19 protein-coding genes and 1 pseudogene are annotated in these 15,036 nt (G+C 69.0%); 10 read left to right on the top strand and 10 right to left on the bottom strand.

Annotation, left to right across the window (positions count from 1 at the left end; genetic code table 11):
- From MMG85_RS17270 to MMG85_RS17240, 7 genes and pseudogenes are all read left to right on the top strand, one after another.
- Positions 1 to 104, top strand: a pseudogene (locus tag MMG85_RS17270) (IS110 family transposase); the annotation flags it as partial.
- Between the two features lie 109 nt (positions 105 to 213).
- On the top strand, positions 214 to 828 hold the full coding sequence (locus tag MMG85_RS17265; protein ID WP_055943916.1) for a CDP-alcohol phosphatidyltransferase family protein: 615 nt from the start codon (positions 214 to 216) through the stop codon (positions 826 to 828).
- Between the two features lie 72 nt (positions 829 to 900).
- Positions 901 to 2,304 (top strand): class III poly(R)-hydroxyalkanoic acid synthase subunit PhaE, encoded by a 1,404-nt coding sequence (phaE, locus tag MMG85_RS17260; RefSeq protein WP_241047157.1) that lies wholly within the window; start codon positions 901 to 903, stop codon positions 2,302 to 2,304.
- Positions 2,301 to 3,371, top strand: a complete 1,071-nt coding sequence (locus tag MMG85_RS17255) for a class III poly(R)-hydroxyalkanoic acid synthase subunit PhaC (RefSeq protein WP_055943922.1) — start codon at positions 2,301 to 2,303, stop codon at positions 3,369 to 3,371. Before phaE ends, MMG85_RS17255 begins: the two co-directional genes overlap by 4 nt.
- Before the next feature lie 204 nt (positions 3,372 to 3,575).
- The gene (locus MMG85_RS17250; RefSeq protein WP_241047156.1) at positions 3,576 to 3,953 is read left to right on the top strand and encodes a DUF5329 domain-containing protein; all 378 of its coding nucleotides are present in this window, start codon (positions 3,576 to 3,578) and stop codon (positions 3,951 to 3,953) included.
- Positions 3,954 to 3,995: 42 nt separating this feature from the next.
- Positions 3,996 to 4,202, top strand: coding sequence for a PspC domain-containing protein (locus tag MMG85_RS17245; RefSeq protein ID WP_055943928.1), 207 nt, complete (start codon positions 3,996 to 3,998; stop codon positions 4,200 to 4,202).
- 3 nt (positions 4,203 to 4,205) lie between these two features.
- Complete coding sequence (locus MMG85_RS17240) at positions 4,206 to 4,652, top strand: hypothetical protein (protein WP_241047155.1); 447 nt, start codon at positions 4,206 to 4,208, stop codon at positions 4,650 to 4,652.
- A gap of 5 nt (positions 4,653 to 4,657) precedes the next feature.
- Here the strand turns inward: MMG85_RS17240 and MMG85_RS17235 are convergent, their stop codons facing one another.
- The 4 genes from MMG85_RS17235 to MMG85_RS17220 all read right to left on the bottom strand — a co-directional run bounded on the left by MMG85_RS17235 (position 4,658) and on the right by MMG85_RS17220 (position 7,420).
- Positions 4,658 to 4,840: a hypothetical protein gene (locus MMG85_RS17235; protein ID WP_055943934.1), complete on the bottom strand. Its 183-nt coding sequence runs from the start codon at positions 4,838 to 4,840 to the stop codon at positions 4,658 to 4,660.
- Positions 4,841 to 4,937: 97 nt separating this feature from the next.
- Entirely contained in the window at positions 4,938 to 6,152 is a 1,215-nt protein-coding gene (locus tag MMG85_RS17230) for an FAD-dependent oxidoreductase (protein WP_241047154.1), read from the bottom strand.
- A gap of 72 nt (positions 6,153 to 6,224) precedes the next feature.
- Positions 6,225 to 6,917 (bottom strand): TetR/AcrR family transcriptional regulator, encoded by a 693-nt coding sequence (locus MMG85_RS17225; RefSeq protein ID WP_055943940.1) that lies wholly within the window; start codon positions 6,915 to 6,917, stop codon positions 6,225 to 6,227.
- A gap of 98 nt (positions 6,918 to 7,015) precedes the next feature.
- On the bottom strand, positions 7,016 to 7,420 hold the full coding sequence (locus MMG85_RS17220) for a GFA family protein (RefSeq protein WP_241047153.1): 405 nt from the start codon (positions 7,418 to 7,420) through the stop codon (positions 7,016 to 7,018).
- Positions 7,421 to 7,519: 99 nt separating this feature from the next.
- Here MMG85_RS17220 and MMG85_RS17215 point away from each other — a divergent pair, with 99 nt between their 5' ends.
- The 3 genes from MMG85_RS17215 to MMG85_RS17205 all read left to right on the top strand — a co-directional run bounded on the left by MMG85_RS17215 (position 7,520) and on the right by MMG85_RS17205 (position 9,811).
- Positions 7,520 to 8,758 carry an HD-GYP domain-containing protein gene (locus tag MMG85_RS17215; RefSeq protein WP_241047152.1) on the top strand — a complete coding sequence of 413 codons (1,239 nt, stop codon included), beginning with the start codon at positions 7,520 to 7,522 and terminating at the stop codon, positions 8,756 to 8,758.
- 73 nt (positions 8,759 to 8,831) lie between these two features.
- A complete protein-coding gene (locus MMG85_RS17210; RefSeq protein WP_241047151.1) occupies positions 8,832 to 9,257 on the top strand; it encodes a GFA family protein in 426 nt (141 codons plus the stop codon).
- A 122-nt stretch (positions 9,258 to 9,379) separates the two neighbouring features.
- Entirely contained in the window at positions 9,380 to 9,811 is a 432-nt protein-coding gene (locus MMG85_RS17205) for a nuclear transport factor 2 family protein (RefSeq protein WP_241047150.1), read from the top strand.
- A 6-nt stretch (positions 9,812 to 9,817) separates the two neighbouring features.
- On the opposite strand, the gene MMG85_RS17200 is transcribed toward MMG85_RS17205, so the two are convergent.
- The 6 genes from MMG85_RS17200 to MMG85_RS17175 form a co-directional block, all read right to left on the bottom strand.
- Positions 9,818 to 10,375 (bottom strand): hypothetical protein, encoded by a 558-nt coding sequence (locus MMG85_RS17200; protein WP_241047149.1) that lies wholly within the window; start codon positions 10,373 to 10,375, stop codon positions 9,818 to 9,820.
- Positions 10,376 to 10,474: 99 nt separating this feature from the next.
- A complete protein-coding gene (locus tag MMG85_RS17195) occupies positions 10,475 to 10,981 on the bottom strand; it encodes a nuclear transport factor 2 family protein (RefSeq protein WP_241047148.1) in 507 nt (168 codons plus the stop codon).
- A complete protein-coding gene (locus MMG85_RS17190) occupies positions 10,978 to 11,202 on the bottom strand; it encodes a hypothetical protein (RefSeq protein ID WP_241047147.1) in 225 nt (74 codons plus the stop codon). The genes MMG85_RS17195 and MMG85_RS17190 overlap by 4 nt, the downstream gene beginning before the upstream one ends.
- 141 nt (positions 11,203 to 11,343) lie before the next feature.
- Positions 11,344 to 11,823: a group 1 truncated hemoglobin gene (locus MMG85_RS17185; protein WP_241047146.1), complete on the bottom strand. Its 480-nt coding sequence runs from the start codon at positions 11,821 to 11,823 to the stop codon at positions 11,344 to 11,346.
- A 1-nt stretch (position 11,824) separates the two neighbouring features.
- Positions 11,825 to 12,697 (bottom strand): DUF3034 family protein, encoded by an 873-nt coding sequence (locus MMG85_RS17180; RefSeq protein ID WP_241047145.1) that lies wholly within the window; start codon positions 12,695 to 12,697, stop codon positions 11,825 to 11,827.
- Positions 12,694 to 15,003 carry an EAL domain-containing protein gene (locus tag MMG85_RS17175; RefSeq protein WP_241047158.1) on the bottom strand — a complete coding sequence of 770 codons (2,310 nt, stop codon included), beginning with the start codon at positions 15,001 to 15,003 and terminating at the stop codon, positions 12,694 to 12,696. The genes MMG85_RS17180 and MMG85_RS17175 overlap by 4 nt, the downstream gene beginning before the upstream one ends.
- Positions 15,004 to 15,036: the final 33 nt, after the last annotated feature.

The raw sequence follows: 15,036 nt of genomic DNA, 5'->3' as shown, positions 1-15,036 counted from the left end.
GAGGTAAACCCGCCAAGGTGGCCCTGGTGGCATCCATGCGCAAACTGCTGGTCATCCTCAACGCCCGCATGCGGGACCATCTCAACGCCTCCCAAACAGCCTGAATCAAGACAGTTGCTCTCCCCGCCAGCGGGGAGAGGGGACGCCTGGTCACTGCGACGCCTTCACCCGGTTGCCCTTACTCTTGCGACTGGCCCGACATCCCACGCCCCCATGTCCCGACACTTCTCGATGATTCGCGACTTCCAGCTGGCCGACTGGTTCACGCTGGGCAATGCGTTCTGCGGCACCGGCGCGGTGTTCGCGTCCATGCGCTTCCTGCAGGAAGGCATCCTGCGCGACCTGATGATCGGCATGGCGCTGATCCCGCTGGCCTTCATCTTCGATGCGCTGGACGGACGCGTGGCGCGCTGGCGCAAGCAGGCCTCGGTGCTCGGGCGGGAACTGGATTCGCTGGCCGACGTGATCTCCTTCGGCGTGGCGCCGGCGGCACTGGCCTACGCCTGCGGCATGCAGGGCGGCTGGGACTGGCTGGTGCTGTCTTACTTCGTGGCCTGCGGCGTCAGCCGGCTGGCGCGCTACAACGTCACCGCCGAGACGCTGGCCGACGGCGGCGACAAGGTGAAGTTCTTCGAGGGCACGCCCATCCCCACCAGCCTGGTGCTGGTGGTGCTGCTGGCCATCGCGGCCTATCTGGGCCACGTGGGCCCGCAGCTGTGGCTGGGCGAGGTGAAGCTGGGTCCCTGGCTGTTGCACCCGCTGGTGCTGCTGTATGCGGTGTCCGGCACGCTGATGATCAGCAAGACGCTGCGCATTCCCAAGCCCTGAGCACCGTGAGGTGAGGGCGCGTCATGCACGCGTGGCCTGCCGCGGCTAGAATCGGTCGGGAAGGGAGGGCACATGGCAAATTCCGTTCCACCGTGGCCGGGCGATTTCGAATCGGTGGCCCAGCAGTACTGGAGTCTGTGGGGCGATGCCCTGCGGCAGTCCGGCGCAACGCCGACGATGGCCATGCCGGGCGCCGCACCGGGCTGGCAGCAGACGGTCGACTGGTGGTCGAAGCTGGTGCCCGGCGGGCAGCCGCAGGTCGACGAGGCCGTTGGCCGGTTCCAGCGACAGGCCGGGCAGTGGTTCGGGCAGATGCAGCAGGTCGCCGCGCAGTTCACCGGTCGCGACCATGACGCCACCGACATCGGCCGCGCCTGGCGCTCGGCGCTGGGCATGGCGGAGCCCACCCCGGCGCACAACCCGTTCGCCGACATCTTCCGCAGCATGCAGGGCGGCGCGCACGGCATGGACGGCTGGATGCAGCAGGTGCGCCCCTGGCTGGATAACCTGCAGCGCGACGGCGACCGCTGGATGCACCTGCCCACGTTCGGCCTGTCGCGCGAGCACCAGGAGCGCTGGCAGCAGCTGGCGCAGGCCTATCAGGACTACCAGCGCCAAGTCGGCGAGTACGACCAGTTGATGCTGCAGGTGGCGCAGGACGCGTTTGCGCGCTTCGAGCGCAAGCTGGAGGAACACGCCGAACCCGGCCGCCAGCTGCAGAACGCCCGCGCGCTGTTCGATCTCTGGATCGATGCGGCCGAAGAAGCCTACGCGCAGGTGGCGATGTCCAACGACTTCCGCCATGCCTACGGTGGCCTGGCGAACGCGCAGGCACGGTTGCGCCTCGGCGTGCAGCGCGAGGTCGAACAGGTCTGCACGCTGTTCGGCATGCCGACCCGCACCGAAGTCGACTCCGCCCACCGCAAGGTCGTCGAACTGGAACGCGCACTGCGCAAGCTGACGCGTGCGCAGCAGTCGGCCCCCGTGCGCCGCGCGCCCGTCCAGCGGCACCCCACGCCTGCCGACGCTCCGGTTGCTGCGGAAGCCCCGCCGCCGGCTCCGGCGGCCGCAACGCCGAAGCCGGCCAGGAAGCGCGCGCCCGCCCGGCGCAAGCCTGCGCCAGCGCCCAAGGCCACAGCGAAGAAGCGTGCCGCCGCCACGAAAGCGGCACCGAAGAAGCGGGCTCGCCGCGCCGTGGCGGCAGCTGCGCCAGTGGCGACAAGAACGGCGCGTGCGCCGGTGGCGACCGGCAAGGCCGCCGCGCCTGCCAAGGCGAAGAAGCGTGCCGCCAAGGCGCTGCCGAAGGCGCCGGTAACGAAGAAAGCCGCGAAGAGGCCGGCGCCCGCACCAAGCGCGAAGCCGGCGTCTGCCGCGGTGGTCTCGATGAAGGACTGGGTGGCACGCAATGCGACGCGCGCGGCCACCGCGGACAAGCCGAAGGCAGGCAAGAAGGCCAAGCGGGGTAGCGGCAAATGAATGGACCGCTCAACTTCACCGCCGAAGCGCTGGCCCACGAGGCCACCACGCTGACGCAGAAGCTCTCCGCCGGCCTGCACACGCTGCCTGAGGTCGAGGAGGTGCACTATGGCGCCACCCCGAAGCAGGAAGTCTGGCGCGACGGCAAGGTGGTGCTGTACCGCTTCATCGGCGAGAAGGCGCCGACGGCGAAAATCCCGCTGCTGATCGTCTACGCGCTGGTCAACCGGCCGTACATGGTGGACCTGCAGCACGACCGCTCGCTGGTGAAGGGACTGCTGGCGCAGGGCGAGGATGTCTACGTCATCGACTGGGGCTATCCCGACCGCTCCGACCGTTTCCTCGAACTGGACGACTACATCAACCGCTTCATCGACGGCGCGGTGGACCACCTGCGCGACAGCAGCGGCCGCGATGCGGTCAACGTGCTGGGCATCTGCCAGGGCGGCGCGTTCTCGCTGTGCTACGCCTCGCTGCATCCGGAGAAGGTCAAGAACCTGATCACCATGGTGACGCCGGTGGATTTCCACACGCCGGACAACATGCTCTCGCACTGGACGCGCGAGCTGGACGTGGACCTGTTCGTCGATGCGCTGGGCAACGTGCCGGCCGACATGATGAATGCCTGCTACCTGATGCTGAAGCCGTTCCGGCTGAACCTGCAGAAGTACGTGGGGCTGGTCGACATCCTGGACGACAAGCGTGCCATCGAGGATTTCCTGCGCATGGAGAAGTGGATCTTCGACTCGCCGGACCTGGCAGGCGAAGCCTTCCGCCAGTTCATCAAGCAGTTCTACCAGCGCAACGGCTTCATCAAGGGCGGCATCGAGATCGGCGGCGAAGCGGTGGACCTGGGCTTCGTCGACATGCCGGTGCTGAACATCTACGCCGAACAGGACCATCTGGTGCCGCCGGATGCCTCGCGCGCGCTGAAGGACGTGGTCGGTACCGCCGACTACACCGAGCTGAGCTTCAAGGGCGGGCACATCGGCATCTACGTCTCAAGCCGCGCCCAGCGCGAAGTGCCGACGGCGATCCACCACTGGCTGGGGCAACGCGCGCGGTAGGCGCGTGCGTGTTTGCTCTTGTGGGAGCGACGTCAGTCGCGACCACGCGACTCATTCGTCAGCCTCGGCTCGGTAGGCTCCAAAGCTCGTTGCGATGCGCTCTTCATCTCGGTATCCGGTATGCCTCCTGGCGCGCGGTCGCGACTTACGTCGCTCCTACAGAGGTGGGCGCGTCCTTCCCTTGATCCACATGATGCTATCGACATGACGCTACGCATGCTCACCATCCTCTGCCTGCTCGCCTTCGCCGGCTCTGCGCCGGCCGCACCTTCACCAACCGCCAAGCGCGAGATCCAGGGGCTGATGGATGCGCTATCGGCCTCGTCGTGCGAGTTCCAGCGCAACGGCACCTGGCACGGGCGTGAGGAAGCGCGCAAGCATCTGCAGCGCAAGTACGACTACCTGCTCAAGCGCGACCTGGCCGACACCGCCGAGCTGTTCATCGAGCGTGCCGCCAGCAAGAGCAGCATCAGCGGACGTGCCTACCAGGTGCGCTGTTCCGGCCAGCCTGCACAGCCGGCGGCCACCTGGTTCAGGGAAAAGCTCGCGGCGCTGCGTGGTTCAGGTGCGCCGGTCCGCTGACGCGCTAGACTGGCTGCGGACCATGACGGGGAGTGGCTGGCGATGAACGACACGCGTTCCAAACCGTTCGCACGCTCGTTGAACGACCGCATGATCGCCGGCGTGATGGGCGGCATTGCGCATCGCTATGGCTGGAGCGCCACGCTGCTGCGCGTGCTGTTCGTGATCGTGTCGATCGCGTCGGCGGCGTTCCCGGGCATCCTGGTCTATCTGATCCTCTGGCTGCTGATGCCCAACGAACAGGATTGAGCCATGGCGCCAGCGGGGCTGTGGATCGCACGTTTGCTCGGTGTCGTCTGGGCGGTGCCCAATTCGCTGATCGGGCTGGTGGCCGGCGTGGCCGGCATGCCGTTCGGCGCGCGTGCGGAATGGAGCCGGCGCGATTTCGCTCTCGTCTTCCATCGCTGGCCGTGGGGACCGGGGGGCGCCATCACCTTCGGCAACACCATCCTGCACACCGGCGAGACGCTGGAATCCGAATGCATCACCTACGAACACCGCGCCGGGCGTACACAGCACCCGCGCATCCGCCTGGGCGACCATGAGCGCGCGCACGTCTACCAGTACATGGTGCTGGGGCCGCTGTTCCTGCCGGTCTATCTGGCGTGCGGCGGCGTCAGCGTGCGCAATCCGTTCGAGCGCGCTGCGGACCGCTACGCGATGACCGGCAAGGGCTGGTGGCCCTCGCGGTCAGCCTAGACGCATCAATGAGGTCTGGCGCGTCCTGATCCGGACTTCTTGCCCCCGCCATCCTGCTTGTTGACGGTGGCCCAGGCGATGCGCTCGGCTTCGTCTTTCGAGCGTCCCTGCGCGCGTTCGGAGGCTTCGATGTGTTCGGCCTGGCGCTTCTGCTTGTCGGTGTAGGCGGATTTGTCACCACGAGGCATGACGGCGCTCCTGTGAGGGTGCGATGCCAGCGTGCAACGCGGCACGTAATCGCGGCATGACGGCAGCGTCAACGGAAGCGAAGCTCGCGCGCCTCGTTCAGCGTTCCAGCCGGTCGAACGAGAACAGCGGCCACAGGGCGTGCCGGCGCCGCTCGATCAACGCGCGCAGCAGGCCGGCGCCGAGCATGCTGTAGGTGATGCCGTTGCCGCCGTAGGCCATCGCGAAGTGCACGCGCGGTCCCCACTGCGGGTGCGGACCGAAGAACGGCAGGCCATCTTCGGTCTCGGCGAAGGTGCCGGCCCATGAGAACGCCGGGGTCAGTGCCAGCTCGGGAAACAGGCGATGCAGCCGCTTCAGCAATGTCCGCGCCTTCTTGTCGACGCGGGCGTCGCGCTTGGCGGGGATGTCCACGGCATCGTCCTCACCCCCCAGCAGCAGCCGGCGGTCGGAGGTGGTGCGCGCATACAGGTAGGGGCGTGCGGTTTCCCACAACAGCGTGTCGGCGAGAAAGCCCAGCGCCGCTTCCGGCAGCGGATCGCTGATGACGGCATAGCTGCTGCGGTTGCGGGCCACGGATTTCTTCAGCCAGTGCTGGCTGGCGTAGCCCGCGGCCACCACCAGGTACGACGCGCGCACGGTCAGCCCGGTATCGGTGCGCAGCGCCACGCCGCGCGTGGTGGTGGCGATGTCGTCCACGCGGGTCCGGTCGAAGACCGAGGCGCCCTGCTTCTGCAGCCGCTGCAGCAGGCGATGGGTCAGGCGGTACGGATCCACGCGTGCGGCCTGCCGGCTGAGCAGGGCGGCAGGCGCATCGAAGCCGTAATCGTCGCGCACGCGTTCGGCCGATAGCAGTTCCACCTCCAGTCCGTGCTTCTGCCGTGCGGCGCACTCTTCTTCCAGGCTGCCGACATCGCGGCGCCGGCTGGCGTAGTACAGGCTGCGGTTGCGGGCGAAGCCGACGTCGCGCCAGGCCGAGGCGACCTCGTGCAGTTGGTCGATGGCGTCGGCGCAGGCGCGATAGGCGAGGGCGGCATTGTCTTCGCCGTGGCGCTTGGCCAGGTCCACCAGGTGCGTGTCGATCTCGTACTGCAGCAGCGCGGTGCTGGCGGCGGTGCTGCCCCAGCCGATGTCGCGCTGCTCCAGCACCGCCACATCGAAGCCATGCTGCACCAGCTCATCGGCGATCAGCGCGCCGGTGATGCCGCCGCCGAGCACCGCCACGTCGCAGCGATGATCGGCGTCCAGCTGCGGAAATGCCTGCATCAGCCCGTTGCTGACCGCCCAGAAGGGGTAACCACTTTTCAGATCCATGCACGCCCCGCCGGTGTTCGATGCGGGGATGCTGGCAGCCCGCCCGACAGGACGGGGTGAAGGTGCGCCGGATCAGCGGGGCAGTGCGCCCCGCAGGAACAGGTCCACCGACGCCAGCGCCTGCGCTTCCAGCGTGTCGACGTCGGGCATGTGGGTGCTGCCGGCGGCCAGCCGCACCACCTGGTCGCCGAACAGGCTCATGTAGAACTGGGCCGCGGCCGCCTTGGGCGAGGGCAGTTGCAGGCGCCCGGCGGCGACCTGCTGCTCGAAGTAGTCCTCCAGCGTCTGCCGGATCGACGCCACCACATGGTCGAAGAACCAGTCGCGTAGCGCCGGGAACGACTGCCCTTCGCCGATCACGATGCGGTACACCACCTGCGAGTCGCGACCGGCCATCAGCTGCGCCATCCGGATCGCCACCCGGCGCAGCGCCTGTTCGGGCGACAGTTCGGTCAGGTTGAGGTCGCTGAGCACGTGGATGTGCATGTCCATGCGCCGCTCGAGGATGGCGCAGGCCAGGCCTTCCTTGTCGCCGAAGATGCGGTACAGCGTGGCCAGCGAACCGCCGGCGCGCGCCACGATCTCGCTCAGGCGCGCATGCTGGTAGCCCTTCTCGGCGAATACCTCGGTGGCCGCATCCAGGAACTTCTCCGCCCGGATCTCGCCGCGGCGGCAGAGATCCACCTGTGGTCGCTGGCGCAGCGGCAAGGTGCTGTGGGTGGTGTCGTTGAAAACGTTTTCCAGATAGTCGGACGGAATGCTCACGGTAAGTCCCTGCACGTGGCTGGGTGGTGATGTAGCCCCAGCCTAGCAAAAAGGTCGTATCACTGTGGCAACTGCATGACGGACGGACGCGCGTCGCGCTACAGGTAACGCGTGTAGTCGGGCGTTTCCTGCCAGCGGTCGTGCGCACCGTCCGCGTAGGTGACCGGCGCGGCATCCAGTTCCTCGGGCGTGACATTCTCCAAACAGCCCAGGTTGACGCCGTAGATGCGCTCCCCGCCCGGCACGTTGTTGCCGATCCCGAACGGGCGCACGCCGCACGTCCGGCAGAAGTGGTGCGAGTTGCGCAGGCTGTTGAACCGGTACTCGGTCAGCTCGGCATCGCCGGCCAGCAGGCGGAAGCGGTCCGGGGTGACGATGGCCGGCCAGAACCGGTTGCGCCGGCAGATCGAGCAGTTGCACCGGTAGGTCGGCTGGGTCAGGTCGATGTCCGCCTCGAAGCGGACCGCCCCGCAATGGCAACTCCCCGTATAGGTCTTCAGCATCCGGCCTCCCGTGCCGATATCGATGCCGGGACGGTCGGGCTGTCCCGCCGGCACCGCCGGAACGCAGAGCGTAACCGACCCCGGTCGGTGGAGTCGTACATGCTGAAGACACTCGATGTTGCAGAGCTCCGGCCGGGCATGCACGTGCAGAAACTGCTCGGCCCGTGGATGCAGCATCCCTTCTGGCGGACCTCGTTCGTGGTGGACGAGGAGCGGCTGGCACAGCTGCAGGACAGCGGCGTGGAACAGGTGGTCGTGGACCTGTCGCGGGGCGGCTGGGACGCGGACCTGCAGGCGCCCGTGGCCGCCGCCGAGGCGGCCGCTGACGCTGCCGCCATCTCCAGCGAGGCCGATGCCGCCGCGCCCGCGGAGCGGCGCCGGGTCCTGCTGCCCGACGCCCCCGCCGATTTCACCTCCGAACTGGCCCGCGCCAGGCGCATCTGCGGCGAGGCGCGCGATGCGGTGGAGGCGATGTTCCGCGAAGTGCGCATGGGCCGTGGCGTCGACCCCGGCCATGTGCTGCCGCTGATCGAGGACATCACCGGCTCGGTCGACCGCCATCCCACCGCGCTGGTCAGCGTGGCGCGGCTGAAGGATGCCGACAGCTACACCTACCTGCACTCGGTCGCGGTCAGCGCCCTGATGGTGATGCTGGGGCGCGAGATCGGCCTGTCCGGGCCCGACCTGCACGAGGCCGCGCTCGGCGGCCTGTTGCATGACATGGGCAAGGCGGCCATGCCGCTGCACGTGCTCAACAAGCCCGGCAAGCTGACCGACGACGAATTCGACGTCATCCGCCAGCATCCCGTGCACGGCGAGCGCCTGCTGCGCGAAGGCGGCGTCACCCAGGCAGGCGTGCTGCACATCACCCGCCATCATCACGAGCGCATGGACGGCACCGGCTACCCCAACCGGCTGCCGGGCGACGCGCTGCCCGTGCTCACCCGCATGGGCGCCATCTGCGATGTCTACGACGCCGTCACCTCCAACCGCCCCTACAAGAACGGCTGGGACCCGGGCGAATCGCTGCGCCGGATGGCCAGTTGGCAGGGCCACTTCGACCCCGCGCTGTTGAAAGCCTTCGTGCGCAGCCTCGGCATCTACCCGGTGGGCACGCTGGTACGGTTGTCCAGCGAGCGGCTGGCGGTGGTGGTGGAACAGAACCCCGCCACGCTGCTGGCGCCGCGCGTGCGCGTGTTCTACTCGGCCAAGTCGCGCACGCACCTGCTGCTGGCCGACATCGACCTGGCCACCACCGACGGCCGCGAGCGCATCGTCGGCATCGAGTCGCCGGAGAAGTGGGGCTTCCGCGAACTGGAGAAGCTCTGGCTGCCCTGAGCGTGGCCGCTGTCGATTCCGCTGCTGCCCGCTCGTCGTCTGGACACCGATGACAGAACGGGAGGAAACCGACATGCAGACCTATTCCGGCAGCTGCCATTGCGGCGCCGTGCGCTACGCGTGCGACCTGGACCTGTCCGCCGGCACGCGGCGCTGCAACTGCAGCTTCTGCCTGAAGACCCGCATGTGGAAGGTGTTCGTGCTGGGCGAAGGCCGCTTCCGCCTGCTGCAGGGCGCCGACGCCCTGTCCGACTACCGCGCGCGTGCCTCCGGATGGCCCGAAGGCCATGTCCACCACTACTTCTGCCGCCACTGCGGCGTGCGGGGTTTCAGCAAGGGCTATCTGGAGATGGCGCCATTCAACGGCTGGTTCCACGCGGTCAACGTCGCCACGCTGGATGGCCTGGACGACGCGCAGTTCGCCGCCATTCCCGTGCAGTGCGAGGACGGCCGCCACGACGACTGGGATCATCCGCCGGCGCATGCCGGCTACCTGTAGGCCGGTGGACTTCCGGCACGTGCGGGTGAGGAACGGGCCGGCGAGGATGGCCCGCCAGGACGCCCGTTCCCGTGCCAGGAGACGGGCGATAACGCCCAACTCCCCCACACGAAGGACGCCGCATGTCCCTGCTGTCCCTGCTCATGGCCGCCACCGCCGCCACCTCACCCGCGCCCATGGCGGATGCCGCCACCCTGGCCGCCATCGAAGCCACCTGCCTGGATTACGTCGACGGCCAGCTGGAAGGCGATCCCGCACGCGTGGCGCGCGCGCTGCATCCTGACCTGGCCAAGCGCGCGGTCATCGGCGACACGCCCGACGAACGCCTCGGCCTGCGCCGCATGTCGAAGGAGGAACTGGTCTCGCTCACGCGCCAGGGCGTGCTGAAGACGCCGAAGGACCAGTGGAACCGCAGCTGCCGCATCCTCGACGTCACCGCCGAAACCGCCGCCGTGAGGCTGGAGACGCCGTGGTTCGTCGATCACTTCCACATGGGTCGCTACGGCGACCGCTGGATCATCGTCAACGCGCTGTGGCACATGAAGCCGCGTTGATCGTCGTCACTGGGCCAAGGCAGCCTTGCGATACAGCACGGCCGCCGACAGCCACGCCGCCGTGCAGATGCCGGTGAAGGCCAGGACGAACAGCGCCGGCGTCTGCGATGCGATCCACACGGCAATCGCGCCACTCACGACCTGCAGCGCCGCCATGGCAGACAGCGTGAGCGCCATCCCGCGCGCCTGCAGGCGCGAGATCGCGGCGCCGATGACGCCTACCAGCAGCACCGCCGCGAACATCAGGTTCACCGGATGCTCCGGTTCGTCGACGATGCCGACCGCCAGGTTCGCCCACACCAGCAGGAAGGCGGTGCCGATAGCCAGCAGGCTCGCCAGCAGATAGGCCGGCGCGCGCGCCACGCGCACGGCCGCCTCGAAGGCGAGGCAGGCGACCAGCAGCATCGCGCCGAACAGCGCGAAATCGCCGCCGGTCCACACCACCTCGTCGGTGAAACGCATCGCCACCCACGGCAGCGCCAGCAGGGCCAGCGCGCCGCCCCACGACAGCGGACGCAGTACGCGTGCCCATGGCGCCACGGGCGAAAGGACAGGGGTGTTCATGGTCGGGTCCCAAGGCCGGCAGGAGTGCCGGGCTGCAGGATCGGCCGTGCGGATGGGGCGGCGACGGGGCCTGTGTGAAGTGGAGGCGAAGTCCGGTGGTCAGGGCGTCGCGCGGTGCGCATAGCTCAGCACGCGCGTGACCTGCCACTGGCCGTCGCGCTCGCGCCAGATCATCACGAAGTCCGCTTCGCCCGCGCAGGTCGTTTCCGTCATCGCGCAGAAGCGGTGGGTGCCCTGCGCGATGGCGCCGAAGCCCTGGATCGGGAACACCGCCAGCGTGCCCGGTACGCGCTCGCGCCGGTAGTTGCCGCAGGCGTTGGCACGCGTGCGTTCGATCATCTCGTCGCGGGTCCAGGTGACGCCGCCTGTGTCGTGGTAGAACTCCACCGCCGGGTCGAAGTAGGCGGCGTGCTTCGCCAGCTGCGCGGGATCGGCGCAGGTGTTGAAGGTCTCGAACAGCGCCGTGTCCAGCGCATCGATCACCTGCGTGAGCTGCTCCGGCGTGCGCCCGGTCGCTGCGGCGGTATCCACCGCGCCGAACAGCAGCAGGCTGCCCATCAGGCCCGACAGCGCAGCCCTCGCCATGCGCGAGCGCGCAACGCTCACGCCGACACCAGCGGTGCGCGCGGACGCCCGCCCAGCAGGCGCGCCGGCAGCATCAGCAGCGCATGCAGGAACGCGAACAGCGCCGAGAAGGTGATGCCGACCAGCCGGAACGGCAGCGACAGCAGCCAGACGAACGGCCACGCCACCAGCGCCAGCACGGCGAGCGGCCAGCACACGACGAACAGCAGGCACCAGGCGAGCAGGGCGACGAGGGTCTTCATGGAACGGCTCCTTCAGCGGCCAGCGGATCACGAGGCGGCCATCGTGGAGGGCCACGCCCGCGCTCGCCACCGCCCTGCGACGAATCGCCACGGAGGCCGACGAAGGGGCCAGCTACCTGCGCGAATCTCCGCGCGCGGCGCTCAGGGCTGCGGCGGCAGCAGCGGGGCCTCGACCGGGGGCGGCCCGCGCCGCACCACGTCGCGCTGCATCGTCGCCAGCACGCGCAGCAGGCGGTTCTGGGTGGTACGCGGCAGCTTGCGCTCGTCCATCGCCCACATCAGGTCCTCGACCAGCGCGTTGAAGTCGGCTTCGCCCACGGTCATGTGCTTGTGCGCTTCGGCCATCGGCTTGCCGGCGTAGGTGCAGGGACCGCCGGACTGCACGCACAGGAATTCCACCAGCCGGTCGTTGAGATGGATGATGTCCACGTCGGCGAAGTGGTGGGCGATGCGCGGATCGTCGGATACGCGGAACAGCAAGGTCTCCACCAGCGCCTCGATGCCGCTGCGCTGTCCCAGTTCGCGGTACAGCGTGTCGTCGCGCGGCGGCGTGGAAGCACAGCCGGCCACCGCCAGCAGGCCGGCCAGCAGCAATGCGGTGGCGATGCGCAGGATCGTCATCTCAGAAGCTCCACTGCACGGAGACGTAGGCACCGCGCTGGTCGTCCAGCGTGGCGATGCTGCCCAGGTCCGCCCAGGCGCCGACCACGGCGACATGCTTGTTCGGGAACCAGGCGATGAATACGTCGCGCCAGTCGTCCTCACGGGCGAAGCCCAGGTTGTCGGGCTTCTGCCGGTATTCGACGCCGATCGCCAGACGCGGATCCAGCAGTACCGCCGCCGATCCTTCCCACACCCATTGGCGGTCCGCGCGGGGGTCGCCGCCGAAGCCGAGCAGCCCGGTCTGGTTGGCGCTGGTCGAGCGCAGGGTGGCGTTGAGCAGCAACTGGTAGCCGCCGGCGGCATCGAGGAACAGCTTGCTGGCGCTGACGTAGGCGTCGGTGCCGTGGTCCTCGCGCGCACCCACCGCCAGCGGCAGTGCGCCGTCGCGCAGGCGCTTGTGCTGCACGCCCACGCTGACCTGCGGCAGGGAGTTGTAGACCAGGTCGCCGGCCAGGCGCACCTTCATGCCGTAGATGTCCTGTTCCAGCGCATCCCACGGCAGCGCGAGCCGGCGCTGCAGTTCGCCCAGGTCGAACGACTGCCGCGCGAACGACAGTTCCACCCGGTTGGCGAAGGTGTACGAGGCGCCGTATGCATCCAGCGCGTAGTCGCCGGTGTCCACGTGCGTGTAGAAGGCGGTGCCGCCGTGCTGCGTGTCGGTGCCGTAGCCGGACAGCACCGCCCACGGCACGATGCCGCCGCCGGCCGCGCCTTCGATCTGGGTCGCGCCGCCGGTGGCCAGCAGGCGTCCCTGGCCGGCGAGGGTGGGCAGCGCCGGGAGCAATGCGGCCAGCGCGCAGGCCAGCGACAGGGCGCGGAGGGCAGGGGTCATGCGTCGGTTTCCAGCGTCAGGTCGTCGGCGGGCGTTGCGGCTTCGCGGCGGCGGCACCAGTCCAGCAGGTCGGCGCTGCCGAGCGGGGCACTGAACAGATAGCCCTGCACCATGTCGCAGCGGTAATGGCGCAGCAGGGCCAGCGCGCGGTCGTTCTCCACGCCTTCGGCGATCACCGACAGACCCATGTTGTGGCCCAGCTCGATGGTGGAACGCACGATCACCGCATCGTCGCTGCCTTCCTCCAGCTGCATCACGAAACTCTTGTCGATTTTCAGTTCGTCCACCGGCATGCGCTTGAGCTGCGCCAGCGAGGAATAGCCGGTGCCGAAATCGTCGATCGCCAGCCGCACGCCGCAGGCCTTCAGCCGGTGCAGCATGCGCAGCGCGTATTCGATGTCCTGCATCAGCGCGCTTTCGGTGACCTCCAGGATCATCCGCGCCGCCGGCACGCCATGCGCCGCCAGCTTCTGTTCGATGTAGTCCGGCAGGTCCGCATCCAGCAGGTCCATCGCCGACAGGTTGACCGCCAGTCCCAGGTCCAGGCCGCCGGCACGCCAGCCGGCATTGCTGGCCATGGCCTGGTCCAGCACGAAGCGCGTCAGTTCGTGGATGAAGCCCGAGCGCTCGGCCAGCGGAATGAACTCGTCCGGCGCCACCGGTCCCAGCACCGGATGACGCCAGCGCACCAGCGCTTCCACGTGCTGCACGTGCGCGCTGGCCGCATCCAGCTTGGGCTGGAACTTCAGCTCCAGCTGCCCGCCGGCGATCGCCTGGCGCAGGTCGGTCATCAACTGCAGTTGCCGCAGGTGCGATTCGTCGCGCCCCGGCTGGTACACCGCCACGCCGCCATGCGCGGCCTTGGCGTCGTACAGCGCAATGTCGGCGCGCCGCAGCAGCGTGTCCGGATCGTCGCCGTGCTGCGGATGGCAGGCCAGGCCGAAGCTGCCTTCGACACCCACCCGGGTAGTGGACAGGTCCAGCGGCTGCTTCAGCGCATGCCACAGCGCCTGTGCCTGCGCGTGGGCCGCCTCGCACGACAGGCCGGGCAGCATCACCATGAATTCATCGCCGCCCAGACGCGCCACCAGTTGCGTGTCATCCAGCGCACCGCGCAGGCGCTGCGCGACTTCGCGCAGCACCTGGTCGCCGAACGCATGGCCCAGGGTGTCGTTGATCTCCTTGAAGCGGTTCACATCCATCACCAGCACCGCCACCTCGCCGCCGGCATCGATCGCCGCCCGCAGGCGGTCGTAGGCATGGCGGCGGTTGGGCAGGCCGGTCAGGCCGTCGTGGTGGGCCTGGTGCAGGATGCGTTCCTCGCGCGCGGCGATGTCGGCCTGCATGCGCCCGAACGCACCGGCCAGCTCCACGATCTCGCGGCTGCCACCGCTGACCGGCGCCTGCGAATAGTCGCCGGCCTGGATGCGCTGCGCGGCCTGCGCCAGCCGCGACACCGGCAGGCTGATGCCGCGGCCGAGCGCCACCGCCACGCCGACAGCCAGCAACGTGGCCAGCCCGGACAGCAGCAGGATGCGCGAACGCAGCGTGCGGTATGGCGCCAGTGCGCGGTCGTACGAATCCAACAGCACCAGCCGCGCATCGTCGCCGCGGGTCAGCGGATGCGAATCGGAGAGATAGTGATCGGGGCCCACGGCGAGCTCGTGCACCTGGTCGCCGCCCGGTGTCCAGGCGTTGGCGAACATCGCACGCTGCTCGGCGGGCAGGGTGGAGGCGTGCACGCGCGTGCCGGCGCCGTCGGTGGTGACGAAGGCGGCTTCCAGGCCGGTGAGGCTGCGGTACTGCTGCGCGACGGTGTCGTCGTAGCGTCGTCCTATCGCCAGCCAGCCCACCTGTTCCGGCGCCATCACCGGCAGCACCACCACCAGGTACAGCGCGTCCTTCACCACCACGGTCTGCAGCGCCAGCCCATCGCGACCGGCCTGCTGCATGATCCCCGCCAGCACCGCCGGCGCGGGTGCGGCCATGCCATGGGCGCTGGCCTGCCAGCGGCCGTCGCGGTCGAGCAGCCAGGCCAAGTCGGCGCCGACCCGCGTGCCGTGGTTGTCCAGCGCCGAGCGCAGCGTCGGCACGTCGCCACTGGCCACCGCCGCGCGGAAGCCGAAGTCGTCCGCCAGCACCGAGGCCGAGGCGAGCAGTTGCTCGGAACGGGTCTGCTGGAACTGTTCCCACACGCGGTGGCCCACGCTCAGCTCCTGCTCCAGCCGCGACGACACCGCGCGCTGGGTGGCCACCGTCACCACCGCGAACGTCGCAAGCTGCGCGGCCGCCACCACCGCGATCATCACCGCGATAACGCGGGTCTGGAAACGGCGTGG

Source organism: Pseudoxanthomonas sp. LH2527, assembly GCF_022539275.1.
GTDB lineage: Bacteria > Pseudomonadota > Gammaproteobacteria > Xanthomonadales > Xanthomonadaceae > Pseudoxanthomonas_A.
This window is presented reverse-complemented; position numbering and strand designations above follow the sequence as displayed.